This window comes from Ensifer sp. 4252, from assembly GCF_050434565.1.
Classification (GTDB): Bacteria; Pseudomonadota; Alphaproteobacteria; order Rhizobiales; family Rhizobiaceae; genus Ensifer.
The window spans coordinates 19422-45938 of record NZ_JBNDIU010000004.1; the positions used below are offsets into that span (position 1 = coordinate 19422).

Here is a 26517-nt window from a genome sequence, read left to right on the forward strand (position 1 = left end):
TCGGCGATATCAGGGGCTCTGGTTTGATCATGATGTCTGGCCGGCCTGTTACGCCTTAGCGAAACGGTCGTTGATGAAGCCCGCCACCACGCCGAGGACGATCCAGAAGGCGAGCGTGGTGGCAAGGGCTGCCACGGCGAATTCGGCGCCGAGCACGGGCGGGACATTGCTGGAGATGTCCGACGGCTGCGGCGCGCCATAGACATGGGGTGCCGCGATCAGCACGAGGCCGATGATCTTGGCGACGATCTCTCCCCGCAGGACCACGAGATAGAGGCCGACGGCCGAAAGCGCCACAGTTGCCAGCCACCAGACCTGGCGATCTCCCAGCTCGGCGGCCGGGAAGCCCGGCAGTTCCGGCGGCAGACCGATTGCCGGCAGCATGTGCACGGCAAGCCAGCCGCAGGCGCCCCAGAGCGCGCCGTTTCGGAGCGTGATCGGGTAACCGATGACGAGGCTGACGCCGGCCAAAAGCAGCGCGAAGCCGGAGCCGGTGACCAGATTGGCGATCAGCGTGCCGGAGAAGCGGCTCATGCCGAACATGATGCCGCCTTCCTCGTGTTCGCCCTCATGGGCGTAGGCGGGGGTGATCGGCGACAGGGCGTCGAGCAGGGCGCCGATCGGCGAAACCGCCTTCAGCGACGAATGCTGGTCGTGGTTGGCTGCGGCCGGATCGGCCGATCCGGGCTGTACGGCGGCAGGCTGTTCGCCGGCTGCCGGCGCTTCGCCTTCGAATTCTTCGGCATGCAGGATCAGCGGTACGACACGCAGTTCCTGGGCGCCGGTCATGAAGACACCGGCAATCAATCCAGCCACGATCGCGGCCAGAAGCGTTCTGACAATCATTTTCGATGTCCCTCGATATCGGCGCGCCATGCATCATCTGGCGGGCAGCGCCGTGTCCCATTGGCAAATTTGCGAACGGCTCCATCCGGCAGATCTTCAGTCTGCGTCAGACGTAAGCAAACGCGTCCGGCTGTCTGCCGGAAGCGTTTCTGTCCGCAGTTATGTCGATGCGGAACGCATGCAGCGTCCCTGAGCATCGCTTAGTGGCAGGGGAAGCCGTAGGAGTGGCGGGTGTCGTGCGCGGTGTCATGCAGCACGGCCGAGTTCGCCAGGCCTGCGCCAAAGACGAGGAAGCCGCCGATGAGGAGCGCGATGATACCTGCGGTCAGACGATCGCTGAGGGAGAGCGGAATGCTCGAAACTGTTGAAGTAGCCATGACAACCTCCGTGATGGCATCGGGATGTTTCCCGGTTTGGGCCCTATGCCCGCATCGACTGGCAGGTTTCCTGGCTCAGGACGTCGGGTGAGATCACCCTGGATTTGCCTCGCCTTCCCAGAGCCAAGGTCCGCCCTCTCGCGGTCTCGTCTCCAGTGGCTTTTTCCGGATCGCTCCGGAACGGCGCATTCACGTCGCTCTACAGTCGCGGGGTCGGCCGTGATTTGAATGCCCAGTATGGGTCCATCCGTCACGTTCCCGTTTACTCCCGAAACGCGTTCGCGTTGCGGGAACCAATCGATCCATGATGATTAGGATCGCACCCCGGAGATGTCAATTAGACTTGCGCCGCCGCCCGGTCCATCCGCGACAAAATCACGAAGGATCATGCGTTTATAGGCTTCGACGATCTGGTCGCCCTCAGCGCGGTCGACGGAGACCGCAAGCCGCATGGTGCAATCGCCGAGATGCATGATCAAAAAGGCGGCGCTGTCGATCGTCTCCCGTGGTGTGTCGGGTGCAAAGCGCACCCAGACGTCGGCAAGAAGCCGGCCGCCGGCCCGGCTTTGCAGAAGGTCGATCTCACGCAGCGCCTTGTCGGCCTGCATCGCCGACCAGATGTCGCGCATCACCGGCTCGGCCAGGAACATATCGTAATAGATGTCGAACAGCACGGAAAAGGCGTCGCGCAGTTCCGCGATCGACGTCACCTTGGCAAGCTCGGCCTGGATGCACTCGCTGCAGACGGCATTGTAGCGCTCGGCCAGCGTGCGCACGATCGCGGCCTTGTCGGGAAAGTACTGGTAGAGCGAGCCGATCGAAATTCCAGCCTTTTCAGCGACTTCGCTCATGCGCATGGCGTCACTGCCCTTCTCCTGGATGATCGCCGTCGCGCAGGCAAGGATTTGCTCGACGCGGTCGCGGCTGCGCTTCTGGCTCGGCGTACGGCGCAGCGCGGTCTCGTCGTCGGCGGGAACCGCGGCAGGGCTTATTTCTGGAATCATGAGTGATGCTCACATTTTGACTTGACTCTTAAAATACGAGGATTTATCACATTTGCAAATGTGAGAGATGCTCATGTTTGTGAATGAACCTCAGGAGGAAGCGATGACGGACAAACTCACACTGGTTTTGGGCGGTACCGGCAAGACGGGGCGGCGGGTCGCTGCCCGCCTTGAGGAGCGTGGCGTTGCGGTGCGCATCGGCGCCCGTTCGGCGTCGCCTTCCTTCGACTGGACCGACGAGGCGACCTGGCCGGCAGTCCTTGAGAATGTCGAGCGCATCTATGTCAGCTACCAGCCGGATCTGGCGGTGCCGGGCGCCGTCGACGCCATTCGCAAATTCTCGAGCCTTGCCGTTCGCTCGGGCATCAAGCGGCTGGTGCTTCTGTCCGGGCGCGGCGAGGACGAGGCGGAAGCGGCCGAGCGCGAGTTGCAGGCCTCCGGCGCCGACTGGACGATCATCCGGGCAAGCTGGTTCTTCGAGAATTTCAGCGAGGATTTTTTGACCGATGCCGTTCGCAGCGGATCGGTCTTCCTGCCGCCGGATCAGGTCATCGAGCCGTTCATCGGTACCGACGACATTGCCGACGTGGCGGTTGCAGCGCTTCTGGATGAGGGGCATGTCAGCAAGGTCTACGAGTTGACCGGCCCGCGATTGATGACCTTTGCCCAGGCCGTGGCCGAGATCGCCGCGGCTGCCAACCGCCGGATCGCTTATCAGCCCGTGCCGGTTGCCGACTTCACCGCGCAATTGCGGGCCGACGGTTTGCCTGATGACTATGTCGAACTCATCCGCTATCTCTTTACCTCGGTGCTCGACGGACGGAATTCTCAAGTGACGTCCGATGTCGAGCGCGTGCTTGGGCGCAAACCGCGCGACTTCGCCGACTATGCCCGGGAGACTGCTGCAACTGGTGTCTGGAGTATCGCCGCATGATCCCGATGATCCCCGCTCTGGCGTTTGCCGCCGCGATCGGCTCCGGCCTGATGGCCGGGCTGTTCTTCATCTTCTCGGTCTGCATCATGCAGGCCTTGTCGCGGCTGCCGGCGGAGCAGGGGATCGCGGCGATGAACGCCATCAACGTGGTGATTCAGAATCCGCTGTTTCTCAGCGCGTTCATAGGTACGGCGCTGTTGGGGCTCGCGCTGGTGGTCGCGGCCTTCATCTGGGGCGGTAACGGCAGCATGCTGCTGGCGGCGGGCGGTATCGTCTATGTTGCCGGCGTGCTCATCGTCACCATCGTCTTCAACGTGCCGATGAACGATGCGCTGGCGGCAGCAGCCCCCGGGCAGGCAGCGACTGAAATCTGGCAGCAGCGCTACCTGACCGACTGGGTGTGGTGGAACCATGTGCGCACGATTTCCTCGATCGGCGCGCTGGCGCTGTTCATCCTGGGCTTTGCTCGCGCCTGAAGCACGACGACCGGCAGACCTTCAAAAAGGTTGCGCCGGTCGTTCTTGTCAATCGACCAGCGAACCGCAGGTGAGATTGGCGATCGCGCCTGTCATGGCGCCCGCCCTGTCCGAGGCGACGAAGGCGGCATAGTCGGCGACCTCGTCGAGCTTCGGGAAGCGGCCGAGCAATGTGCCTGTCTTCGCCCGCCCGTCGAGCATCTCCTCCACCGTCGTGTCGAAGCGATCGGCAAACCCCTGGAACACGGCGCGTGCATGCGAAACCGGCAGCGCCTCGGGAATGACATCGGGACGCAGGCAGATGACGCGGATGCCGTGGCTGCCTAGTTCGCCGGCCAGAATGCGCGAGAAGGTCTCGATGGCGCCGCAGGTGGTGCCGTAGCCGAGGAAGCCCGAGCCAGACATGCGCGAGCCTGGCGTCGATAGCGTCACGATGACGCCTCCCCCGTTTCTTTCCATATGCGTCGCGGCCGCCTTGGCGGTGATGAAATTGGCGCGGGTGTAGGCTGCGATCGGGTGCTCGAACTGCTCCAGCGTCAGTTCCGAAAGCGGCGGGCCCTGGATATGGGCAAAGCCGACCGCGGTCAGGACCACGTCGATCCGGCCGGTGCGGTCGACGACGGATTGCGCATGCCGCTCGACGGCGGCCTGATCCAGGACGTCGACGACGTCGAACTCCGCCTTTCCACCCGCCGCCCGAATCGTCTCGGCCGTGTGATTCAAGGTTTCGGCCGTTCGACCGACCAGAAAGACGTTAGCACCTTCGCGGGCAAAGGCACGCGCCGCAGCACCACCGATCGCGCCGCTGCCGCCATAAACAATCGCCACCTTACTCTGAAGCAACATTTCAACCTCCCTTGATCCTGTCCGGGTGAATGGGCATGCGGCATGAGGCCCCTGGCATCGACATCGATCCAAAGGAAAAACCATACAGAAAGTCTGATGCGTTAGGGTGTGCTAGCGCGGCGATATCCGCTGCGCATATTCGTGTTCGAGCCGGGTATGCTTTTTCCAGAAGCCATGCGACGTGCGGCCGGAAACCACGTCGACAAGAATGTCGAGATGGGTGTGCCAGCCGGCTGCGACGCTTGCCATCATCTCCTGCGTTGCGATGCGCGAATGAGTGATCACCAGCAGCACTTCGGTACCCCTCACTTCCAGATCGAAGCGCACCTGCGACGGCGTCGGCGTGCCTTCGCCCCAGCTATAGGCCAGCAGGTGCGGCGGGTCGCAGGCGATGATGCGGCCGCGGATGCGGCTCTCGCCGGCAAGAGCGGCATATTTGGCTGGCGGCTCACCGCAGTCCGTGCCGAGTTCCTCATGGCGGAAGATATGTTCGACAGCGGCCTCGGTCGTATCACCTATGGTTCCCGACGCCATCCAAAGGCGCCGCTTGTCTTCCTCCGTCAGATAGGTCCAGATGCGCTCGATAGGGCCGGGCAACAGCCGCTCGATGCGTGCCGCATCCGGCGCGACGATCCTGGCGTATCCGTCGTCAGTGCCGGGCGGCGGGGTCATCGCTTCTTCTCCGTTTCCTGCCGCGTCGTGGGCTGCTCGTCTGTGGCCTTGGCGGCGTCTTCGGCCAGAAGCAGCGCCTCCAGCACGTCGATGCGTTGGCGCCAGAAGGCCTCGTAGTGGCGCATCCACTCCATGCCGGCATGCATCGGTTCGGCGTCGAGCCGGCAGACATGCGCCCGGCCGCGCACCTCGCGCCGCACGAGGCCGGCGCCTTCGAGCACCTTGATGTGTTTCGATGCGGCGGCAAGCGAGATGGAGAAGGGTGCCGCAAGCTCGCCCACCAGCCGTTCACCCCCTGACAGATCCTGCAGCATCGCCCGCCGCGTCGGGTCGGAGAGCGCATGGAATACGGCGTCGAGCCGATCGTTCATATATTCAACCATGTCGTTGAATATCGCCGATGTCATCGGTATTGTCAACCGATTGGTTGAATGTTTTAGGTGTCAACCGCCCGTTCAGTCCCCTGTCGATCCTTCCAGGCTGCCAGCGCCTCAGTCAGATCCGGGGTCGGCACCATGCGGGCGAACTGCTCGCTTTCCACAAGAAGCCCCTCTGATATCGACATGTTGAGGCCGCGGGTGACAGCCGTAATGATCGTCTGGGCCGCAAGCGGCGAATGGCGCAGAATGCGTTTGGCAAGCGCGCGAGCGGCGGGCATGAGATCGTCATGGGCAACGACGCTGTTGACCAAGCCCAGTTCAAGCGCGTGTTCGGCCGAAAAGTCGTCGCCGGTCAGAAGCAGTTCCAGTGCGCGTTTGCGGCCGGCGAGCCGGGGCAGGCGCTGCGTGCCGCCAAAGGTCGGCGGCATGCCCAGCTTGATCTCGGGCTTGGCGAAGCGGGCGCGATCGCTGGCGACGGCAAGGTGCACGGCCTCGGTGATTTCGCAGCCACCGCCATAGGCGAGACCGTTGACGGCGGCGATGACCGGCTTGGGAAAGGCCTCCAGCCTTGCGGTCAGGCGCTGGCCGCGGCGGACGAAATCGCGCACGGCGGTGTTTGCGCCCTTGGCCACGCTTTGCAAGAACTCGTGGATGTCGCCGCCGGCGGAAAAGGCCCGTTCGCCCGCACCGGTGATGATCACGGCGCCGACAGTGTCGTTCACCTCGAGCATGTCGAGCAGGCTTAAGAGCCAGTCGATCAGTTCGTAGTTCAGTGCATTGAGCTTGGCCGGTCGGTTCAGCGTCAGAAGCGCGATGCCATCGGAAATCTGCAGCAATACGGTGTCGGTCATGGTGGTCTCCCTTTGTCGCGTCGAGCGAGGCATTGACGAGGAGAGGCTAGGTGGGGGAGGATCCGATGTATATTCACTAGTCGGTATACATAGAGATGGCGAAACCAGAGCGCAGCACCCGGGAAGGCATCATCGATGCCGCATCGAAACTCTTCTACGCCGAGGGCATTCGCGCCGTCAGCGTCGATGCCGTCGCGGAAGCTGCCGGGGTGACAAAGCGCACGCTCTACTATCATTTCGAGAGCAAGGACGAGTTGATCGCCGCCTATCTGGAAGGTCGCGACCAGCCGAACCTGTCGCTCTTTCGCAAATGGTTCGAGGCGGCCGACGGCGATCTTGCCGCGAAGGTCGAGGCGATCTTCGTCAATCTCGCCCGCACCGCCCGGCATCCCAAGTGGAAGGGGTGCGGCTTCCTGCGCACTTCGGCCGAGCTTGCAAACATGCCCGGCCATCCGGCGATCCGCATCGGTGCTGCGCACAAGAAGAAGTTCGAGACGTGGCTGATGCGGGTGTTTGCCGAGGCGAGTGTCGATGATGCAGGCGAGTTGGCGCGCCAGATGCTGTTGCTGCTCGACGGCAGTTTTGCAGTTGTCCTCCTGCACCGGGATGCGAGCTATATGGAGAGCGCGGGCAAGGCGGCAGCGATGCTGGTTCGCGTAGCGACGGCTGCCCGCTGATCTCGGGTTCCTGCAGTCAGCGTTTTCCGTCAGCTTCTACCTTGGTGGTGCCGCAGGGATCGAGCACGACGCCGTTTTCGAACGTGCCGGACACCAGCCCGCTGACATCGACCCGGTCTCCCGGCTTCAGGGTGCTGTTGTTGTATTCGAGGCAGACGACGCGGGTCGTGGTTTGTGGGCAAAGTGTGGTGACGGCGATCGGATCCTGGACGTCCAGCGACACGACCTCGGCCGTCAGTTCGACATCCGGCCACTCGGGCGGTTGCTTCTGCCAGCCGGCAACCATATGGAAGATCGCCTCGCAGCTGGTAACGTGCGGGCCGCCATTCTCGGCGGCCGATGGCGTCGGCAGCAACAGAAGCGGCAGGAAAGTGCTGCGGGCGATCCGTGTCAGGCGAGGCATTTGAGGTCTCCTGTGTTAGGGAGGCGCTCTAGCAGGGCCGGCAAGCGCTGGAAAATGATCGCTCCTCATGTCGCATTGAACGGAATTCAGCATGCTCGACTGGCGTCGCATCGATCTCAACAATCTGAAAGTGCTGCATGCGCTGATGCTGGAGCGCCATGTCGGGCGGGCGGCAGAGCGGCTGGGGGTGACGGCCTCCTCCATCAGCCACAGGCTGCGACGCATGCGGGAGGACTTTTCCGACGAACTGTTCGTGCGTACGCCGACCGGCATGGCGCCGTCGCCCCGCATGGAGGAGATCGCGGTACCGCTGAGCGAGATGATCACCAGCATTACGCTCGCGGTTTCATCCGGCGCGATGGAGGCGCTGCCCCAGGCGCGCCGGTTTACGCTTGTGGTGCCGGACGGCTTGCGCCAGCAATTGCTGCCTGTCCTGATGCAGGGCGTGCAACAGGACCATGCCTGTCATAGCCTGGAGATCCGCTCCTTCGAGCGCCGCTCCTACGCCACCGAACTGTCGCAGGGCGAGGTCGATGCCGTCGTCTCGGTCGGCGGCGATCGAGACGATCGCAGCCTCGTCGACCGAACCCCGGTTGCGATTGACCGCCTCGTTTGCCTGTTCGGCCCGCTCTGCCCACTCGCCGGTGCAGATAAGGTCACGGTGGAAGACTATCTTTCGATCGCGCATCTCTATTCGCTGCCATGGCCGGTTTCGGACAATCACCTCGATCGGCTGCTGGCGCGGGATGGGCGCTCGCGCCGTATCATGCTCACCATGCCATCGCACTTGGGGATCGGCGATGCACTGATCGCAAGCCGGCTGGTCGCCACCGTTCCGTCGTCGCTTGCCCGTCATCTGGCGGCTCTGCACCCGGCGCTCGCCATCCGCCCGCTCGCGATCGACGGCACCGAGGGAACGGTCTTTCTGGAGACCTCGCGCCAACAGCAGCGGCGGCCGGAGATCGGGCGCTTCAAGGCACTGGTTGAAACGGCTATCCGGACCGTGCTGCCCCGGTCGTCATAGAGCGTTTCCGGTTTAGACGGAGTCGTAGAAACGCTCTATCTCCTTGTTCTTACGCATTTCCCGGCGGAAGACCGTTTCGCAGTTCTTCTGGAAATGCTGCAGGCGCGGGCAGGCTTGGCAAAATCTCTGCCGCGATACAGATTGCACCTGACGAAATGCAGGAGGACGACATGGCAGTCAAGCGCATCGTGTCCAATCTACAGGCTTCGGATCCGCGGGCCGCGCACGCCTTTTACGCCGATCTGCTCGGGCTCGAGGTGGTGATGGATCACGGCTGGATCCTGACGTTCGCAGCCAAGGGGCAGGCGGCGATGCCGCAGGTGGGCGTGGCGAGCGAGGGCGGGAACGGTACGCCCGTGCCGGTGCTTTCGATCGAGGTGGATGATGTCGACGCGGTCTATGCCCAGGCCCAGGAAAAGGGGGTGGCTATCGTTTATGACATCACCGACGAGCCCTGGGGTGTGCGGCGCTTCTATCTGCGCGATCCGTTCGGCAACGTGATCAACATCCTGTCCCACTGAAAAGACCGGCCGCCGAAGGCATCGGCGGCCGGTCTTTCGAAATCAGGCCGCTCGAAATCAGGCGAGCGTCAGCGCGTTGGCGAGGTCGGCGACCAGATCGTCTGGGTGTTCGATGCCGATCGAAAGCCGGATCGTCGTGTCGAGAACGCCGATGCGGCGGCGCACCTCGATCGGCACGCCGGAATGGGTCATCGCCGCCGGATGGCTTGCCAGCGATTCCGTGCCGCCAAGGCTGACCGCGAGCTTGAAGATCTGCAGCGCATTCAAGAAACGGAAGGCCGCCTCCTGGCCGCCGGTGATGTCGAAAGAAAAGGTCGAGCCGGCGCCGGTGCACTGCGCCGCATAGGCCTTGCCGAGCGGCGAGGCTTCGTCGTGGAAGGGCAGGTAGTGGATGCGCTCGACCTTCGGATGGTCGCGCAGGAATTCCGCGACAACACGGGCATTGTCGTTGGCCTTGTGCATGCGCACCGACAGGGTTTCGAGCGAGCGGCCGAGCATCCAGCAGGAATGCGGGTCGAGCTGCGTGCCGATTGCGCCGCGCAGCGCCTTCACCTGCTTCATCACCGCCTTCGAGCCGAGTGCGGCGCCGGCGATGAGGTCGGAGTGGCCGCCGACATATTTGGTCAGCGAGTAGAGCGAGATATCGGCGCCATGTTCAATCGGCCGCTGGAACACCGGGCCGAGCAGGGTGTTGTCGCAGGCGATGACAGGGGTATGGCCCTGTTTGGCGCCGATCGCGTCGGCGACGCGGCGGATCATGGCGACGTCGACGAGGCTGTTGGTCGGGTTGGCCGGCGTTTCGATGAGGATGACCGAGACGCGGCCCTTGGCCATCGCTTCTTCGGCAGCTTCAGTCACCGCCGCCTCGTTGACGCCATCGGCAAAGCCGACGGCCGAGACGCCGAGATTGAGGAAGGTTTTCGCCAGCAGCGTCTCCGAACCGCCATAGAGCGGCTGGCTATGCAGCACCGCGTCGCCCGGCTTCACGAAGGCGAGCAGTGTGGTGGCGATCGCCGACATGCCGGAGGAAAACAGCGCGCAGCTTTCCGTGCGCTCATAGACGGCGAGGCGATCCTCGACGATCTCGCTGTTCGGGTGGTTGAAGCGCGAATAGACAAGCCCGGCGCCCACACCCGCCGGCGGCTCGCGACGGCCTGAGACGAAATCGAAGAAGTCGCGGCCTTCCTCTGCCGAGCGGAAGACGAAGGTGGAGGTCAGGAACACCGGCGGCTTGACGGCCCCCTCCGACAGTTCAGGATCGTAGCCATAGTTCAGCATCAGGGTTTCGGGATGCAGCTTGTGGTTTCCGATGTGGGTCTTGTAGGGGTGCGGCGCGGTCATGGCTTTTCTCCTGAAGCGAAACGGGCGACTGACAGGCAAATTATATCAGACGCTTGGACCGATCCTTGCTATTTGCGATCATATACCCTTGAGTTGCGCAAAGAATTGCCAGGATCGGAACAATATGACGCAGAAAATTGCCGACGAAACGGACCGCCGGATTATGAAGGAATTGCTGACCGACGCGCGCATCACCAACAACGAGCTCGCCGAGCGTGTCGGGCTGTCGGCATCGCCCTGCCTGCGCCGGCTGCGGCGGCTGGAAGAGACCGGCGTCATCCGCGGCTATACGGCGCTGATCGACCCGGCGGTGGAGGGCTGGACGATGACAGCGATCGCGACCGTCAGGCTCAGCCGCCAGCACGAGGACGAGATCGTCATGTTCGAGCAGGCGATCCGTGGCTGGGACGAGGTGCTCGAATGCCACCTCGTCACCGGCTCGCGCGATTATGTGCTGAAGGTGATGAGCGCCGGGCTGGAGCAGTACGAGCGCTTCATCAAGGAGAAGATCGCGCGGCTCAAATGCGTGGCCTCGATCGAGACGAGCTTCGTCATGAACACGATCAAGGAGCGGCGGATCTAGTGGACTGCTCTATGTGCAGAGTCGTGTTTTCCGGCACCAAAGCTCTGAGAGTATTTCGTATTTTCGATCGCAGTCCTCTTTTTTGGGGGATGAGATCCGTCTCGCGCGACGCCTGAAATCAATGGATCCCGACGCGACGGCGTCAGGTTTTCGGGCGGCGGCTATGAAAGTGCAAAGGGTGCTCTAGATTCAAAGAGAGCGTCTCTGGATCACGGTGATTTTCGGTCGATCGACCCACGATCATGGATGTGATCGATTCTAGATAGGGCGGGATGCGGGCGGAAACCGCGCCCACTTCTCCTCATCCCGCTCTTGTGCGCTCAGATGGACGCTTGGCGCTCGCGGAGAAAGGCGATGGATTTCGCAGAAGCATTCGACGCCGTCGGTTCCTGGATGCGGACCGTCCTTCTCAACGAGTGGACGTTCTTTCAACTTGCCCTGATTGTCGCCGGCTACCTGCTTTGCGGCCTTCTGGCAAGACGGATAGAGCCGGTAGTCGAAGCCCGGGCACGCACGATCAAGGGCAATCCGGACCTGCTGCGCGTCATCATCGCTTTCATGCGGCGGCTGCGGTGGCTGTTCCTGATTGTATGGCTATGGATCGCCGATGCGATGCTTTTGCGCTTTGGGTGGCCCTCGTATCGATGGCTGGTCGCCACCGCGCTTACGCTTGCGGCGGCGTGGTTCGTCATCTCGGTCCTCACACGCATCATCAGAAACCAGACGCTGGCGCGTGTTGTTGCCGTCACTGGTTGGACCTATTTTGCTGCCTACGCGATTGGCCTCGATCGCGTGATCCTGACGACGCTCGATAGCGTGGCGTTTAATCTCGGCGCGGTTCGCCTTTCGCTGTTGCTTGTCTTGAAAGCCATCGCGCTTTCTTTCGCGCTGATCTGGCTGGCCGTTCTGGTCGGCAACGTCTCGGCGCATTGGATACAGAGGTCCGCGGATCTCACGCCGTCCTTCAAGGTTCTCATCAGCAAATTGGTCAAGATCGGGCTGATCGGCTTCGCGGGCGTTATCGCCCTGAACGCGACCGGCGTCGACTTGACCGCATTGACGATTTTTTCGGGTGCCGTCGGCGTCGGTATCGGTTTTGGCCTGCAGAAGGTGGTCTCCAATTTCATCTCGGGGATCATCATCCTGCTCGACAAATCCATCAAACCGGGCGACACGATTACGCTCGGCGACACCTTCGGCTCGGTCCGCGACCTGCGTTCCCGGTTCGTCTCGGTGATCACGAGAGACGGCAAGGAGTACCTCATCCCAAACGAGGACTTCATTTCGCAGCAGGTCGTGAACTGGTCGTTTTCCAGCGACTATGTTCGCATCGAGATCAACTTCGGAACGTCTTATGACAGCGATCCGCACGAGGTCGCGCGCATCGCCATCGAGACCGCCGCATCGATACCGCGGGTTGCCAGCACCTATGCCCGGCCGGTCTGCTGGATGACCGGTTTCGGTGCATCATCGCTCGATTTCAAACTGAGGTTCTGGATTTCCGATCCGAGCAACGGGCTGACGAATATCCGCGGCCAAGTGCTCATGGCCCTATGGGAAGCGTTCAAGGCGGCTGGCATTTCGATCCCGTTCCCGCATCGTGAAATCATCATGAAAACACCTGTCGAGGTGACCCGCGCGTGAAGCGGAACGCAGCTGCGCGGGTGGTGTGGAGGACGATGAAACGCCCGGCAATGTCCGCGTGCAGTTAGGAACCGATCTCGCCTTGCCAAGCAAGCGCAGGCATTGTCTATTGCCAGCTATTCCGCACCGTCCGGCTATCGGGAGTACATCGATGCCTTCTATGGAACTGCTGTTGGCTTTCCTCGCGACCACGGCGATCTTCGCCTATATCCCCGGTCCTGCGATGCTCTACGCGGCGGCGCAGACGATGGCGCGTGGCCGCTGGTCGGGACTGATGGCGACGCTCGGCATTCACTTCGGCGGTTATGTGCATGTTTTTGCGGCGGCCGCCGGCCTGTCGGTGCTGTTTCATGCGGTGCCGGTGCTCTACATGGTCGTCAAGTTCGCCGGTGCGGCCTACCTCGTCTGGCTCGGCATCTCGCTGTTTCGCGCCAAGACGCAAGGCCAGAGCGCCTTGCCCGGCATCCAGGCGAAATCCGGCCGGCGCGCCTTCTTCGAGAGCATCACCGTCGAAGTGCTGAACCCCAAGACGGCGATTTTCTTCGTGGCCTTCCTGCCGCAGTTCATCGATGCATCCGCGGCCTTTCCGGTCTGGCTGCAGTTCGTCATCCTCGGCACGATCGTCAATCTGATGTTTTCATCGGCTGATATTGCCTGCGTCATCCTGGCGGGCGTGTTGATCACCCGGCTCAAGCGTTCGAGCATGGCGCAGCGCGCCATGCAACGCGTTGGCGGGGGTGTGCTCGTCGGGCTGGGCGTACACCTAGCCTTCCAGAAAAGCTGATCCGCGCGCAAGTGATGCCGCCCCATGGTGGTTGCACGGCGGATGCGAGGTTGTCGCGGTTGAGGCTGGCGGCTATCAATCGGGTAACGCGCCAATCGGAATGGCGCGCTCGATGAACGACTGACACAAGGAGCCTGCCGGTGGATCACCTTCAAGAGACGGGTCTGCGCAGGATGAAGTGGCCCGTTCCGCAATTCGTGTCCGGGCTTTGGGCGTCGTTTTCGACGACGGGCCTCATCGTCGGCGTGCTGTTCTTCGCCACGTCGCTGACACCGAGCCTGATCCCGCGCCCCTATGTCATCCAGGCGGTCATCTCAGGACTTTCGCTTGCCGCGGGCTATGCCATCGGCGTGTTCCTTCGCTGGCTCTGGTCCTATCTCGAGCTGCCGGACGTGCGCCCGAGGACAGGCCTGATCGTGAAGCTGCTTGCTGCGCTCGGCTGCAGCCTTGTCGTGCTCACTTTTCTTTGGCGAACTGCCGAATGGCAGAACACCGTGCGCACGATCATGGGGCTTGATCCGGTCGAGAGCGCCGAGCCGTTCAAGCTTGGCCTTATCGCTGCTCTCGTCTTCATTTTCATCGTCCTGCTGGCACGCCTGTTCCGGCTGACGTTCCGCTTTCTATCCAGGCGCTTCGAATATGTGTTGACGCGGCCGTTGGCAAAGTTCGCCGCCATTGCCGCGGCCATCGCTCTCTTCTGGTCGGCTGTTGACGGGGTGATCTTCCGCTACGCGCTGCATGCGGCCGACAGCTCGTTCCAACGGCTCGATGCGCTGATCGACCCCGATGTAGCGCCGCCGACCGACCCGATGAAGACGGGTAGCGGCGCATCGCTGATGACCTGGGACGAACTCGGCCGGCAGGGACGCCAGTTCATCGCCTCCGGGCCGAGCGGCGGGGATATCGGCGCCTTCTTCAGTGGCGAGGCCAAGGAGCCCTTGCGCGTCTATGCCGGGCTCAATTCGGCCGAGACGGCGAAAGAACGGGCCAAACTGGCGCTCGAAGAGTTGAAGCGCGTCGGCGGGTTCGAGCGGTCCAACCTCATGATCGTCGTGCCGACCGGAACCGGCTGGATCGATCCACCAGGGCTCGATTCGCTCGAGTACCTGCTGAAGGGCGATGTCGCCAGCGTCGCGGTGCAATATTCCTATCTGACGAGTTGGCTCTCCTTGCTGGTCGAGCCGGAATATGGTGCCGAGACTGCCGATGCACTGTTCGACGCCGTCTACGGCTACTGGACGACGCTGCCCAAGGACAAGAGACCCAGGCTCTATCTCTATGGTCTCAGCCTCGGCTCGATGAATTCGCAGGGTTCGGTCGACCCGTTCGATATCATCAGCGATCCGTTCCAGGGCGCGCTCTGGGTCGGCTCGCCGTTCCCGACCAAGACTTGGCTATCGATCACCGGCAACCGCAATGCCGGCTCGCCGGAATGGCGCCCGCTCTATCGCGACGGCTCGGTGATCCGCTTCACCAACCAGGAGAATGCGCTTGATATCCCGGGCGCAGTATGGGGCAATGTCCGCATCGTCTATCTGCAATATGCCAGCGACCCGATCACCTTCTTCGATCCGCACTCCTTCTACCGCGAGCCGGACTGGATGAAGGCGCCGCGCGGCCATGACGTCTCGCCCGACCTCAGGTGGTTCCCCGTGGTGACGATGTTCCAGTTGCTGGCCGACATGGCGATGGGCACGACGACGCCGATCGGTTATGGCCATGTCTATGCGCCGGAACACTATATCGATTCCTGGATGCAGGTGGTCGCTCCGCCGGGCGTGACGGCTGACGATGCGGAACGGCTGAAGGCGCTGCTCAAGGGGCGTTACTGAAATCCTGCCCCGACGTCAGTCGCCGCGCAGATGGGCGGCGATCTGATGGGCAAGCGCCTGGATCAGCGGCTCTTCGGCTTTTTCCGTCGGACAGAGGAGATAGTATCCTGCTGATGCCGGTATCGCTGTCGGGAACGGCTGGATCAGCCGGCCCTCCTGCAGGTAGGAGCGGGTAAGAACATCCGAGACGAGCGCGATGCCCTGTCCCTGCAGGGCGGATGCGACGGCGACGGCGACCGAGGGCACCCGGACGCTGCGACTGCCTTCGAGCGAAATGCGCGAGGCGGCCGACCAGCGTGTCCATTCCCGCCCGTCATCTTCATGCAGCAATGTGACGTCGCGCAGCTTCCTGTCGCGGTGCGAGCCTTCCAGCCGCGGGAACAAGAGCGGCGAGCATATGGTCTTGAGCTTCACGTCGCTGACCACCTGCCACCACAGGCCGTCGAAAGGCGGATTGTCGTAGACCACAGCCAGATCGACATCGTCCCACAGCACGTCGCTCGCGCGGATGCAGCTATGCATAGCGAGGTCGCTGACGCCGCGCGCGTCGGCAAATTGCACCAGGAGGCCGGCCATCCAGGCGATTGCCAGCGCCGGTGGCAGAGCCACCGTCAGCTTCTTCTGGTGGTTTTCGAGCTGCCGCTCGGCACCGTTCTCGACCGCAACGACGAGATTGCCGATGGCATGCGAGACGGTCTGGGCGAAATCACGCCCGGCCGCGGTCAGGCGGATGTTGCGTCCCGATTTTTCCAGGAGCGTCAGCCCCGTGGTCTCCGCAAGCCGGCGCAGTTGCAGCGATACCGCGCCAGGGCTGAGGCCGAGCTCGTCGGCGGCCTGACGGACCGACCCGATCCGGGCGACGGCTTCGAAGGCCCTGAGATAGGGCAGGAAATGCAGCGCCTTCATTCGACCTCCGAGCTCCGATCCGCCGCTGATTGCATTCGGGTCCGAACTCGCAATCGTTTAGCTAAACTAGACAATATCAAGCACAAAAAATCGCTATTCCCAATCGATTTTTGCTCCTATGAATTGGAACGGAGAGAGGGAGACATGTCATGATCGCAGCGCAACCATTTGATTTTCCTTATGACGGCAGGTTGGTTCCGTCACAGACCGCGCTGATGGTGATCGACCTTCAGATCGACTTCTGCTCGCCCGACGGCTACTTCGCCTCGATGGGTTACGATCCGGCGCCGCTCGCGGCTATCGTGCCGGCCGTCAATCGGGTCATATCAGCCGCACGGCAAGCCGGATGCCTGATTATCCATACGCGCCAGGGCTACCGCGCCGACCTCGCCGACATGACGCCTTACGAAAAATGGCGCCGCAAGCGCTCGGGCCTGGAGAACACCCAGGTGCTGCTGCGTTCGAGCCCCGGCTTTCAATTGCTGCCCGAACTCGATGTCGCGGAAAGTGACGTCATCATCGACAAGACCTGCAACAGCTCGTTCACCTATACGGATCTCGAGCATGTGCTGAGGGCGCAGGGCATCACCCATATGCTGTTTACCGGCTGCACCACAGACGTCTGCGTGCACACGACGCTGCGCGAGGCCTGCGACCGCAATTTCCAGTGCCTGACGATCTCGGACTGTTGCGCCAGCGGCGAGCAATGGGCGCATGAGGCGGCGATCAACATGATCTCGATCGAGAACGGCATTTTCGGCACGGTCTCGACCAGCGATGCCGTCATCGCCGGCCTGGAAAAAGCCATCCGCTAAGCGCCGTACCGCATCCACATTCTCAAGACGTTTTGCCAACCGTTTCAACGGAATGATGCCCCATGCAAAGATATATCTCGCTGATGAAACTGACGGCCAAGGGACTGGCCGAACTTGCCGACAGTGGCGCGCGGCGCAAGGTGAGCGAAGACCGCGTCTCGTCGCTCGGGGGGCGGTCGGTCGCCTTCTACGCCACGCTTGGAGCCTATGATTTCGTTCAGGTTTTCGAGATGCCCGACAATGCGTCGATGATGCAATACGTGCTGACGGCACGACGCGACGGGTTCGTCGACCCGCTTATCCTTCCCGCTTTCGACAGCCAGACGTACGGCGACATCGTCGGGCGCGTTTCACCAACTCAATGAGGGGAATAGAGATGATCAGACTGGCATCGCATGCAACCCTTCTCGGGACCATCCTGCTGTCGGCGGGGCTTGCCCATGCGGAAGTACCGGCTTTCGCAACCGATGGCGACATCGGCGTCTGCACCACCGCCGCCTTTCCGCCGCTCACCTTCAAGGAGAGCCCGGCCGATGCGAGGCCGACCGGCATCGATATCGAGATCGCCGAGGCGCTTGCCGGTCTCTGGAACGCCAAGGTCAACTATACCGTCACGGAGTTTGCCGGCCTGTTGCCGACGCTGGGCGCCGGGCGCTGCGACGTGATCATCAGCGGCATCTACATCAACGCCAAGCGCCGCGAGACCTATGACGGCGTGTCCTACATGAAATCGGCCACTGCAATGGTGACCAAGGCCGGCAGCGACACGATCAAGGTGCCGGAGGATCTGAGCGGCAAGGTGATCGCGCTCGAAGCCGGCGCCTATTACAAGGAAGAGCGGATCGAGCCCCTGAACAAGGCGCTCGCCGCCAAGGGCCAGCCGCCGGTCGAGGTGCAGGAATATCCGACCCAGCAGGCGGCATACCAGCAAGTCCTCGTCGGCCGTGTCGATGCGACGATGACCGAAGAGGCCGAAGGCGCCTACCGCGCCTCGCGCTCCGACGGGGCGTTGCAGCTTCCCTATACATGGGCGTCGGATTTCACCTACGGCATCTACAGCCGCCGCGAAGGCAGCGATGCTGCTCAGGTCAAGGCGGGGCTGAAGGCTCTGAAGGAGCAGGGCTTCTTTGGTGGCATCGCCAAGAAATATGGCCTCGATCCGGCGCTCTTCGACGTCGATTACGATCGTTGATGCTTGAGAGCGGGATGAGGAAAAGTGTGTGCGGTTTTCCGCCCGCATCCCGCTCCAACTTAATCTAAGGAGTGGGCAGGGCATGAACTTCGACGCGAAACTGTTTCTCGATGCCCTGACCATGCCGGTCATGCTGCAGGGGGCGGCAATCGCCGTCCTGCTGTCCATCCTGGTTCAGGTCGCATCGTTCCTGCTCTGCCTGCCGCTCGCCGTCGCGCTGAACTCGATGGCGGCGGTGCGGCGCACGGCGGCCCAGCTTTATGTCTGGCTGTTTCGCTCGGCCCCGCTCATCCTCGTGCTGCTGATCGTGTGGAACGGTGCGCCGCAGCTCTTTCCCGGCCTGACGCGGGCGCCCTGGTACACGCCCTTTGCCGCCGCCTTCATCGCCTTCACGCTGGTCACCACCGCCTATATGGCCGAAGCGATGCGCGGGGCACTGGCGGCGATCGGCCAGGGGCAGACGGATGCGGCACGCGCGCTCGGGCTCAGCCGGCTGCAGACCTTCTTCCTCGTCGTCCTGCCGCAGGCATTGCGCATCGTCATGCCGGTGCTCGTCAACGAGTTCATCAACCTGATCAAGCTGACGTCGCTTGCCTATGTGATTTCGATGCGCGAGATCATGGCCGTCGTCAACGACGCGATCGCCTCGAGCTTCCGCTTCGTCGAATGGTACTCGGCAGCGCTCGTCTACTATCTGGCGATCGTCTCCATCCTCATGTTCCTGCAGCGGCTGATCCAGCGCCGCATGGCCTAATCAAGTCGCTTGCAAGCGACCTGCTTTAGGCTCTTGTTCCTATGCATGTCGTCATCCCGAAACCGCTGCACACTTTCGGGCGACATGCACTAGCGCCTTCAGCCAGCGCCTTCGCCATCTGTCGAAAGCAGCGCCCCCATCGCGCCGATGATCTTGCGGTGCTGGTGGGCGTGGCGGGTGCGAAGACTGGTGGCGGCGTAGACGGTCTGCGCGATCACCGGCGCATCGGCAACAAGGGCGGCGCGGCCGGATTGCGTCAGCCGGTGGGCCGTTGCCGTGGTGACATAGGCGGCACCGCCGAGCGAATGCAGGAGCATAGTGATCGCCATGTTCTGGCCGGCTGCCACCGGCGCTGCGGAGAGATGCGGCAGAGCCAGCCGGTGGGCGCGATCGAAGGCCGGCGAATAGATTGCCTGGATATAGGTCTCGACCCTGATATCCGATAGTGAAGCGACATCCGTGCTCACCATCAGGTAATGCAGATCGCCGATCCTTTCGTAGTGCAGATCGGGCAGATAGTGCGGGGTATAGAGCATGGCGAGGTCGAGGTCGCCGGCGCCGAGATCCCGATTCATCTGGTTGGAATAATCGGCTTCCATGTAGATCTCGGTTGTCGGCAGCTCACGCCTGATAGTGGAGAGCCATTCGCCGGCAAAGGCTTCGGCCAGATCGTGCTGGATGCCGAGCCGCATCGAGCGCTCCAGCGCGCCGGCATTGGTGACGGCGCGTGTTGCCTCATGCCACTGGTTTTGCAGTGCTTTTGCGTAATCCAAGAACCGCAGACCGGCCGCTGTCGGCACGGTGCCGCCCTTGTTGCGGGTGAAGAGCTTGCGATTGAACTGCGCCTCCAGTGCCTTGACGCGGTGGGAAACGGTGGACTGGGTGATGTTCAAACGCTCGGCCGTGCGGTTGAAGGAGCGTGTCTCCATCAGGTCCAGGAACGTCTCGATCAGATCCACTTGCATCGACATTGTGTCCGGTTTCGAAGGTCCGCCCAATCTAATCGAATTTGTCGATCAATAAAGCCTGTTTCCGTCGCTTGATGGCGTCCCGTTTCAACGGCAAGAATTCCGGCAATACGAGGGAACAGTGCATGTCGAATTTGCCGTCTCACGCGCGCGTCGTGATCATCGGTGGGGGAGCGATCGGCGCTTCCTCGCTCTACCATCTCGCCAAGGCCGGCTGGACCGACTGCGTGCTTCTGGAGAAAAACGAGCTGACGGCCGGATCGACCTGGCACGCGGCCGGCAACGTGCCGACGTTTTCGTCGTCCTGGTCGATCATGAACATGCAGCGCTACTCCGCGTCGCTCTACCGCGATCTCGGTGCGCTCGTTGATTACCCGATGAACTACCACGTCACCGGCTCGGTAAGGCTCGGCCACTCCAGGGAGCGGCTGCAGGAGTTTAAGCGCGTCGTCGGCATGGGCCGCTACCAGGGCATGGACCTCGATATCCTGACGCCCGACGAGATGCGCAGCCGCTATCCGTTCCTTGAAACCCACGAGCTGACCGGCGCGCTCTACGACCCCTATGACGGCGATATCGACCCGGCGCAGCTGACGCAGGCGCTCGCCAAGGGCGCGCGCGACATGGGCGCTAAGATCATCCGCTTCTGTCCCGTCACGGCGGCGCGCCGCGAAAACGACGAATGGGTGATCTCGACGCCCCAGGGCGAAATCCGCTGCGAATATGTCGTCAACGCCGCCGGCTACTACGCCCGCGAGGTGGGCAAGATTTTCGGCCGTGACGTGCCGATGATGGTTATGAGCCATCAGTATATCCTGTTCGACGAGATCCCTGAGCTGGCCGCCTGGTCGAAGGAGGCCGGCCACAAGCTGCCGCTCCTGCGCGATGTCGACAGCTCCTACTATCTCCGCCAGGAGAAGAACGGCATGAATCTCGGCCCCTATGAGCGCAACTGCCGCGCCCACTGGACGACGCCTGACGATCCGATGCCCGAGGATTTCTCCTTCCAGCTTTTCCCTGACGATCTCGATCGGCTGGAGTGGTATCTGAACGATGCCGTCGAGCGCGTGCCGATCCTCGGAACGGCGGGCCTATCGCGGATCATCAACGGCCCGATCCCCTATGCGCCCGACGGCAATCCGCTGATCGGGCCGATGCCCGGCGTGCCGAATGCCTTCGAGGCCTGCGTCTTCACCTTCGGCATCTGCCAGGCCGGCGGCGCCGGCAAGGTGCTGGCCGAATGGATTACCGAGGGCCAGACGGAATGGGACATGTGGTCCTGCGATCCCAGGCGCTACACCGACTACACCGACCAGGATTATTGCATCGCCAAAGGCATGGAAATCTACGGCCACGAATATGCGATGCATTTCCCGAAGCACTACTGGGCGGCCGGCCGCGGCAAGAAGCTCTCGCCGATCCACGACCGGATCGCCGCACTCGGCGCGCAGTTCAAGCCCTATAACGGCTGGGAGCGGGCGATGTGGTACGCCAAGCCCGGCGACGACACCTCTGAAGAAGCAACGCAGACCTGGGGTCGGGCAGGGCCCTGGGCCAGACGCATCGAGGAGGAATGTCTCGCCGTGCGCGATGCCGCGGGCATCCTCGACCTGCCGGGCTTCTCGCGCTTTCGGGTGAAGGGCAAGGGCGCAACCGAATGGCTGTCCGGCCTGATCACCGGCCGCGTGCCGAAGCCCGGCCGCATCGGCCTTGCCTACTTCGCCGACGACAAGGGCCGCATCGTCACCGAAATGTCGATCATGATGCTGGACGAGGATTTCTTCTTCCTGATCACGGCGGCAACGGCGCAGTGGCACGATCTCGAATGGCTGCAAAAACATCTGCCCGCCGATGCCGTCTTCACGCTTGACGATGTCACCACCCAGTTTGCCTGCCAGATCCTGACGGGGCCGAAATCGCGCGACATCCTGGCTGAAGTCAGCAACGCGGATCTCGCCAAGGGCTGGCTCACCCATCAGACCGCGCAGATTGCCGGACGCTATTGCCAGCTGGTGCGCGTGTCCTTTGCCGGTGAACTCGGCTGGGAGATCCACACCAAGATTGACGACACTGGCGCGATCTTCGATGCCGTCTGGGCCGCAGGTCAGGTACATGGCCTGAAACCCTTCGGCATGGAAGCGCTCGACAGCCTGCGGATCGAGAAGGGCTACCGCGCCTGGAAGGGCGATCTGTCGACCGACTACACCATCCTGCAGGGCGGGCTGGAGCGCTTCGTCGACTGGGCGAAGCCCGGCTTCAAGGGCAAGGCGGCGCTGGAGCGGGAAAAACAGCAGGGTGTCGCCAAGCGCTTCGTCACCCTGACGGTTGCCGCCGACGGCTGCGACGCGCCCTACATGTCGACGCTCTGGTCGGACGGCCAGGTGGTGGGCGAAACGACGTCGGGCAACTGGGGCTACCGCGTCGGCAAGTCGATCGCGCTTGGCATGCTGCGCGCCGATCTCGCCGTGCCCGGCAAGGAGATCGAGGTCGAGATCTTCGGCGATCGCTTCAAGGCGACCGTCGAGGCCGACCAGCCGCTCTGGGATCCCTCCAATGAAAGACTGCGCGCATGACCAAGCCGATCCCTTCGAAAGCCCGGGCAGTCATCATCGGTGGCGGCGTTTCCGGCTGTTCGGTCGCCTATCATCTCGCCAAGCTCGGCTGGACCGACGTGGTGCTGCTTGAGCGCAAACAGCTGACATCGGGCACGACCTGGCATGCCGCCGGCCTTATCGGCCAGTTGCGCGCCTCGCAGAACATGACGCGGCTCGCGAAATATTCCGCCGACCTCTACGTCAAGCTCGAGGCCGAAACCGGCATTTCCACCGGCATGCGCCAGAACGGTTCGATCACCGTGGCGCTGACGGAGGAGCGAAAGGAAGAGATCTATCGCCAGGCCTCGCTGGCGCGTGCCTTCAATGTCGACGTGCGCGAGATCACGCCCGACGAGGTGAAGGCGATGTATCCGCATCTCAACACCTCGGATGTGAAGGCCGCCGTGCATCTGCCGCTCGACGGTCAGTGCGACCCGGCCAACATCGCCATGGCGCTCGCCAAGGGCGCGCGCCAGAACGGTGCGACGATCATCGAAGGCGTCAAGGTGACGGCCGTTTTGAAGAAGGACGGCCGGGTGACCGGGGTCACTTGCGAGCAGAACGGCGAGACCTACACGATAGACACCGACCACGTCGTCAACTGCGCGGGCATGTGGGGCCGCGAATTCGCGCGGCAATCCGGCGTGACCGTGCCGCTGCATGCCTGCGAGCATTTCTACATCGTCACCGAGGCGATCCCGGGATTGACCCGCCTGCCGGTGCTGCGCGTGCCGGATGAGTGCACCTATTACAAGGAAGATGCCGGAAAAATGCTGGTCGGCGCCTTCGAGCTCAAGGCCAAGCCCTGGGGCATGGACGGCATCCGCGAGGACTTCTGTTTCGACCAGTTGCCCGACGATTTCGATCATTTCTCGCCGATCCTCGAAATGGCCGTCAATCGCATGCCGATGCTGGAGACGGCGGGCATCCATACCTTCTTCAACGGGCCGGAGAGCTTTACACCCGACGACCGCTACTATCTCGGCGAGGCGCCGGAGGTGAAGGGCTATTGGGTCGCGGCCGGCTACAACTCGATCGGCATCGTTTCATCCGGCGGCGCCGGCATGGCGCTGGCGCAGTGGATGAACGACGGCGAGCCGCCGTTCGATCTCTGGGAGGTGGACATCCGTCGGGCGCAGCCGTTCCAGAAGAACCGCGCTTACCTTAGGGATCGCGTCTCGGAGACGCTCGGGCTGCTCTATGCCGATCACTTCCCCTATCGCCAGATGGCAACGGCGCGCGGCGTGCGCCGCTCGCCGTTGCACGAACACCTGAAAGAGCGCGGGGCGGTGTTCGGCGAAGTCGCCGGCTGGGAGCGGGCCAACTGGTTTGCCAATGACGGCCAGGAGCGCGAATACCGCTATTCCTGGAAACGGCAGAACTGGTTCGAGAACCAGAAGGCCGAACATCTGGCGGTCAGAAACGGCGTCGGGCTGTTCGACATGACCTCCTTCGGCAAGATCCGGGTGGAGGGGCGCGACGCGCTTGCCTTCCTGCAGCGGCTCTGCGCCAACGAGATGAATGTCGAGGCCGGCCGCATCGTCTACACCCAGATGCTCAACGGCCGCGGCGGCATCGAAAGCGACCTGACGGTTACGCGTCTTTCGGAAACCGCGTTCCTGCTGGTGGTGCCGGGCGCCACACTGCAGCGCGACCTTGCCTGGCTGCGCAAGCATGTGCGCGACGAGTTCGTTGTCATCACCGATGTTGGCGCCGGCGAAAGCGTGCTCTGCGTCATGGGGCCGAAGGCGCGCGACCTCTTGCAGAAGGTGAGCCCGAACGATTTCTCGAATGCGGCGCACCCCTTTGGCACGGCGCGCGAAATCGAGGTCGGCATGGGGCTCGCCCGTGCCCACCGCGTTACCTATGTCGGCGAACTCGGCTGGGAACTCTATGTCTCGACCGATCAGACGGCGCATGTGTTCGAGGCGCTGGAGGCGGCGGGCCAGGATCTCGGGCTCAAGCTTTGCGGCATCCACACGCTCGACAGCTGCCGGATCGAAAAGGCCTTCCGCCATTTCGGCCATGATATCACCGACGAGGACCACGTGCTCGAAGCCGGGCTCGGCTTTGCGGTCAAGCCCGACAAGGGCGATTTCATCGGCCGCGAGGCGGTGCTCGCCAAGCACAATCGCGGACTTTCGCGCCGGCTGGTGCAGTTCCGGCTGGCCGATCCGGAGCCGCTGCTCTTCCACAACGAGGCGATCGTGCGCGATGGCAAGATCGTAGGCACCATCACTTCGGGCAATTACGGCCACCATCTCGGCGGCGCCATCGGTCTTGGCTACGTGCCGTCTGAAGGCGAGAGCGATGCCGACGTGCTCGGCTCAAGCTTCGAGATCGAGATCGCCGGCACGCGGGTGAAGGCCGAGGCGTCGCTGAAGGCGATGTACGATCCGCGCTCCGAGCGGGTGAGGATGTAACGAGCGGCATTTGAGGCTGCCCCTCATCCGGCCTGCCGGCCACCTTCTCCCCGTTGACGGGCAGAAGGAGACTCGTGGCGAGCTTGCCGCCCATGAACGAGGCGAGGCGGAGCGCCGAGTGTACGGCTTTCCCTCTCCCCGCGTGCGGGGAGGCCAGGGTGAAGGGCAACCCGAGAACACGAGAGCAAATTTAGCATGCGCGCGCCGGAACGCGGGTCTTCCGGTCCATCTTTCGGGAGTTCAGGCCCATGTTCGCATCGGACCTTTCCAATGCCACTGTCGCGGGCGACCGCATCGATCAGCTGGTCGCGGCGCATCGGCCGGGCCATGGGCTGGTGCGGGCCTTCTACCACGAAGAGGACATTTACGAGCGCGATCTCGACCGGGTGTTTCGCCGGCATTGGCACTGCGTCGCGCATGAAAGCGTGATCCCGAACCCCAATGATTTTGAAGTCTTCCGCATGGCCTCCGAGCAGGTGATCGTCACCCGCACCGCCACCGGCGCAATCCACGCGATGCTGAACGTCTGCCGCCATCGCGGTGCCGAGGTCTGCACCAAGGACAAGGGCAATGCCCGCGCCTTCGTCTGTCCCTACCACGCCTGGACCTATGGCAATGACGGCGCGCTGAAGGCGGCGCGGCTGATGCCGAAGGATTTCCAGCGCGAGGATCATGGACTGAAGAAATTGCATGTGCGCGTCGTCGAGGGGCTGATCTTCATTTCCTTTGCCGAAGAGCCGCTCGATTTCACCGAGGTCGAGAACCTCCTGCATGCGACCTGCGGCCAGTATGGCTGGGCTGATGCCAAGGTCGCGCACCGGCAGTCCTATCCGGTTGATGCCAACTGGAAGCTCGCGGTCGAGAACTATGTCGAGTGCTACCATTGCGGCCCGGCGCATCCGGAATATTCCGAGACGCACGCGCTCGAGCAGCCGCTGCACATGATCGAGGAGCTGAACGCCAGGATGGAGGCGCGCACCTGTGCGCTCGGCATCGAAGTCGGCTCTGGCGACCACTGGCAGAGTTCTGCCGGCGGCAAGGAAACGGTGCACGCCTTCCGCTACGCGCTCTATGATGGCGTCAAGACCGGCAGCAAGGATGGCCAGCCGCTCAGCACCCTGATGGGCCGGTTCAGCGATTTCGATGGCGGCGTCACCTCCATCCACCTCGGCGGCACGACATTCCTTGTCTGCTATCCCGACCACGGCATGATCTATCGCTTCATTCCGAAGACGGCGGGCACCTGCGAAATGGAACTGATCTGGCTCGTCGACGGCAAGGCCGAGGAGGGGCAGGACTACGACCTCGAAAAGCTCACCTGGTTGTGGAAGGTCACGACCGACGAGGACAAGGCGATCATCGAGCACACCTCGCGCGGCGTGCGCTCGCACTATTTCGTGCCGGGACCGATCGCGCCGATGGAGCAGAACGAGCTGCGCTACATCACCTGGTACCTCGACGAGATCAGCCGGCCTTCTCAACCCTCATCCCTGTGCTTGTCACAGGGATCCAGCAGCGCCGCGTCGGCGGTGTGAAAGGACTTTGAACACTCCGGTTGGACGAAGAATCTCACTGACGGCGCGGACGCGCCGTCGCTAGATTCCTGTGGCAAGCACAGGAATGAGGCAAGATCTATGGCTCAGTTGCGGCATTGAGGCCGAAACAACGCG

The 26517-nt window shown here is 62.8% G+C and carries 27 protein-coding genes and 1 riboswitch; of the genes, 16 read left to right on the top strand and 11 right to left on the bottom strand.

Annotated features, from left to right (window positions below):
* Positions 1-48: 48 nt before the first annotated feature.
* From ABIE33_RS11170 to ABIE33_RS11180, 3 genes are all read right to left on the bottom strand, one after another.
* Complete coding sequence (locus tag ABIE33_RS11170; RefSeq protein WP_429124778.1) at positions 49-846, bottom strand: CbtA family protein; 798 nt, start codon at positions 844-846, stop codon at positions 49-51.
* Positions 847-1046: 200 nt separating this feature from the next.
* The gene (locus ABIE33_RS11175; RefSeq protein ID WP_025427862.1) at positions 1047-1223 is read right to left on the bottom strand and encodes a CbtB domain-containing protein; all 177 of its coding nucleotides are present in this window, start codon (positions 1221-1223) and stop codon (positions 1047-1049) included.
* 43 nt (positions 1224-1266) lie between these two features.
* Positions 1267-1536, bottom strand: a riboswitch (cobalamin riboswitch).
* A complete protein-coding gene (locus ABIE33_RS11180) occupies positions 1535-2227 on the bottom strand; it encodes a TetR family transcriptional regulator (RefSeq protein ID WP_429124779.1) in 693 nt (230 codons plus the stop codon). It overlaps the preceding riboswitch by 2 nt.
* 103 nt (positions 2228-2330) lie before the next feature.
* Between ABIE33_RS11180 and ABIE33_RS11185 the strand changes: the two genes are divergently transcribed.
* Together ABIE33_RS11185 and ABIE33_RS11190 are read left to right on the top strand one after the other, a co-directional pair.
* On the top strand, positions 2331-3161 hold the full coding sequence (locus tag ABIE33_RS11185; protein ID WP_429124781.1) for an NAD(P)H-binding protein: 831 nt from the start codon (positions 2331-2333) through the stop codon (positions 3159-3161).
* Positions 3158-3637, top strand: a complete 480-nt coding sequence (locus ABIE33_RS11190) for a DUF1772 domain-containing protein (protein ID WP_429124783.1) — start codon at positions 3158-3160, stop codon at positions 3635-3637. Before ABIE33_RS11185 ends, ABIE33_RS11190 begins: the two co-directional genes overlap by 4 nt.
* A 48-nt stretch (positions 3638-3685) precedes the next feature.
* Here ABIE33_RS11190 and ABIE33_RS11195 read toward each other — a convergent pair whose 3' ends face one another.
* The 4 genes from ABIE33_RS11195 to ABIE33_RS11210 all read right to left on the bottom strand — a co-directional run bounded on the left by ABIE33_RS11195 (position 3686) and on the right by ABIE33_RS11210 (position 6386).
* Complete coding sequence (locus ABIE33_RS11195; protein ID WP_429124785.1) at positions 3686-4483, bottom strand: SDR family NAD(P)-dependent oxidoreductase; 798 nt, start codon at positions 4481-4483, stop codon at positions 3686-3688.
* 111 nt (positions 4484-4594) lie between these two features.
* On the bottom strand, positions 4595-5155 hold the full coding sequence (locus ABIE33_RS11200) for an SRPBCC family protein (RefSeq protein ID WP_429124787.1): 561 nt from the start codon (positions 5153-5155) through the stop codon (positions 4595-4597).
* Positions 5152-5562 carry an ArsR/SmtB family transcription factor gene (locus ABIE33_RS11205; RefSeq protein ID WP_429124789.1) on the bottom strand — a complete coding sequence of 137 codons (411 nt, stop codon included), beginning with the start codon at positions 5560-5562 and terminating at the stop codon, positions 5152-5154. The genes ABIE33_RS11200 and ABIE33_RS11205 overlap by 4 nt, the downstream gene beginning before the upstream one ends.
* A gap of 29 nt (positions 5563-5591) precedes the next feature.
* Positions 5592-6386 carry a crotonase/enoyl-CoA hydratase family protein gene (locus ABIE33_RS11210; RefSeq protein ID WP_429124791.1) on the bottom strand — a complete coding sequence of 265 codons (795 nt, stop codon included), beginning with the start codon at positions 6384-6386 and terminating at the stop codon, positions 5592-5594.
* Positions 6387-6481: 95 nt separating this feature from the next.
* Between ABIE33_RS11210 and ABIE33_RS11215 the strand changes: the two genes are divergently transcribed.
* On the top strand, positions 6482-7063 hold the full coding sequence (locus ABIE33_RS11215) for a TetR/AcrR family transcriptional regulator (protein ID WP_429124793.1): 582 nt from the start codon (positions 6482-6484) through the stop codon (positions 7061-7063).
* 16 nt (positions 7064-7079) lie between these two features.
* Here ABIE33_RS11215 and ABIE33_RS11220 read toward each other — a convergent pair whose 3' ends face one another.
* Positions 7080-7466 (bottom strand): hypothetical protein, encoded by a 387-nt coding sequence (locus tag ABIE33_RS11220; protein ID WP_429124795.1) that lies wholly within the window; start codon positions 7464-7466, stop codon positions 7080-7082.
* Between the two features lie 91 nt (positions 7467-7557).
* Here ABIE33_RS11220 and ABIE33_RS11225 point away from each other — a divergent pair, with 91 nt between their 5' ends.
* Together ABIE33_RS11225 and ABIE33_RS11230 are read left to right on the top strand one after the other, a co-directional pair.
* Entirely contained in the window at positions 7558-8490 is a 933-nt protein-coding gene (locus ABIE33_RS11225; RefSeq protein WP_429124797.1) for a LysR family transcriptional regulator, read from the top strand.
* Positions 8491-8660: 170 nt separating this feature from the next.
* Positions 8661-9011 carry a glyoxalase superfamily protein gene (locus tag ABIE33_RS11230; protein ID WP_429124799.1) on the top strand — a complete coding sequence of 117 codons (351 nt, stop codon included), beginning with the start codon at positions 8661-8663 and terminating at the stop codon, positions 9009-9011.
* A gap of 57 nt (positions 9012-9068) precedes the next feature.
* On the opposite strand, the gene ABIE33_RS11235 is transcribed toward ABIE33_RS11230, so the two are convergent.
* Positions 9069-10352 (bottom strand): cystathionine gamma-synthase family protein, encoded by a 1284-nt coding sequence (locus tag ABIE33_RS11235; RefSeq protein WP_429124801.1) that lies wholly within the window; start codon positions 10350-10352, stop codon positions 9069-9071.
* A 124-nt stretch (positions 10353-10476) separates the two neighbouring features.
* Between ABIE33_RS11235 and ABIE33_RS11240 the strand changes: the two genes are divergently transcribed.
* The 4 genes from ABIE33_RS11240 (at position 10477) to ABIE33_RS11255 (ending at position 15195) form a co-directional block, all read left to right on the top strand.
* On the top strand, positions 10477-10935 hold the full coding sequence (locus tag ABIE33_RS11240; protein ID WP_429124803.1) for an Lrp/AsnC family transcriptional regulator: 459 nt from the start codon (positions 10477-10479) through the stop codon (positions 10933-10935).
* Between the two features lie 354 nt (positions 10936-11289).
* Positions 11290-12579 (top strand): mechanosensitive ion channel family protein, encoded by a 1290-nt coding sequence (locus ABIE33_RS11245; RefSeq protein ID WP_429124805.1) that lies wholly within the window; start codon positions 11290-11292, stop codon positions 12577-12579.
* A gap of 151 nt (positions 12580-12730) precedes the next feature.
* Positions 12731-13363 carry a LysE family translocator gene (locus tag ABIE33_RS11250; RefSeq protein ID WP_429124807.1) on the top strand — a complete coding sequence of 211 codons (633 nt, stop codon included), beginning with the start codon at positions 12731-12733 and terminating at the stop codon, positions 13361-13363.
* Between the two features lie 140 nt (positions 13364-13503).
* Positions 13504-15195, top strand: a complete 1692-nt coding sequence (locus ABIE33_RS11255) for an alpha/beta hydrolase (protein ID WP_429124809.1) — start codon at positions 13504-13506, stop codon at positions 15193-15195.
* A gap of 15 nt (positions 15196-15210) precedes the next feature.
* On the opposite strand, the gene ABIE33_RS11260 is transcribed toward ABIE33_RS11255, so the two are convergent.
* On the bottom strand, positions 15211-16101 hold the full coding sequence (locus ABIE33_RS11260; protein WP_429124811.1) for a LysR substrate-binding domain-containing protein: 891 nt from the start codon (positions 16099-16101) through the stop codon (positions 15211-15213).
* A gap of 149 nt (positions 16102-16250) precedes the next feature.
* Between ABIE33_RS11260 and ABIE33_RS11265 the strand changes: the two genes are divergently transcribed.
* From ABIE33_RS11265 to ABIE33_RS11280, 4 genes are all read left to right on the top strand, one after another.
* Entirely contained in the window at positions 16251-16916 is a 666-nt protein-coding gene (locus tag ABIE33_RS11265; protein WP_429124813.1) for a cysteine hydrolase family protein, read from the top strand.
* Between the two features lie 62 nt (positions 16917-16978).
* A complete protein-coding gene (locus tag ABIE33_RS11270; RefSeq protein ID WP_065794111.1) occupies positions 16979-17281 on the top strand; it encodes a GYD domain-containing protein in 303 nt (100 codons plus the stop codon).
* 11 nt (positions 17282-17292) lie between these two features.
* Complete coding sequence (locus ABIE33_RS11275; RefSeq protein ID WP_429124815.1) at positions 17293-18108, top strand: transporter substrate-binding domain-containing protein; 816 nt, start codon at positions 17293-17295, stop codon at positions 18106-18108.
* A gap of 82 nt (positions 18109-18190) precedes the next feature.
* Positions 18191-18862 carry an amino acid ABC transporter permease gene (locus tag ABIE33_RS11280; RefSeq protein ID WP_429124817.1) on the top strand — a complete coding sequence of 224 codons (672 nt, stop codon included), beginning with the start codon at positions 18191-18193 and terminating at the stop codon, positions 18860-18862.
* A gap of 98 nt (positions 18863-18960) precedes the next feature.
* Here the strand turns inward: ABIE33_RS11280 and ABIE33_RS11285 are convergent, their stop codons facing one another.
* Positions 18961-19827 (bottom strand): LysR family transcriptional regulator, encoded by an 867-nt coding sequence (locus tag ABIE33_RS11285; RefSeq protein ID WP_429125533.1) that lies wholly within the window; start codon positions 19825-19827, stop codon positions 18961-18963.
* Between the two features lie 128 nt (positions 19828-19955).
* Here ABIE33_RS11285 and ABIE33_RS11290 point away from each other — a divergent pair, with 128 nt between their 5' ends.
* The 3 genes from ABIE33_RS11290 to ABIE33_RS11300 all read left to right on the top strand — a co-directional run bounded on the left by ABIE33_RS11290 (position 19956) and on the right by ABIE33_RS11300 (position 26382).
* The gene (locus ABIE33_RS11290; RefSeq protein ID WP_429124819.1) at positions 19956-22403 is read left to right on the top strand and encodes a GcvT family protein; all 2448 of its coding nucleotides are present in this window, start codon (positions 19956-19958) and stop codon (positions 22401-22403) included.
* Positions 22400-24847 carry a GcvT family protein gene (locus ABIE33_RS11295; protein WP_429124821.1) on the top strand — a complete coding sequence of 816 codons (2448 nt, stop codon included), beginning with the start codon at positions 22400-22402 and terminating at the stop codon, positions 24845-24847. Before ABIE33_RS11290 ends, ABIE33_RS11295 begins: the two co-directional genes overlap by 4 nt.
* 248 nt (positions 24848-25095) lie before the next feature.
* The gene (locus ABIE33_RS11300; RefSeq protein ID WP_429124823.1) at positions 25096-26382 is read left to right on the top strand and encodes an aromatic ring-hydroxylating oxygenase subunit alpha; all 1287 of its coding nucleotides are present in this window, start codon (positions 25096-25098) and stop codon (positions 26380-26382) included.
* Positions 26383-26517: the final 135 nt, after the last annotated feature.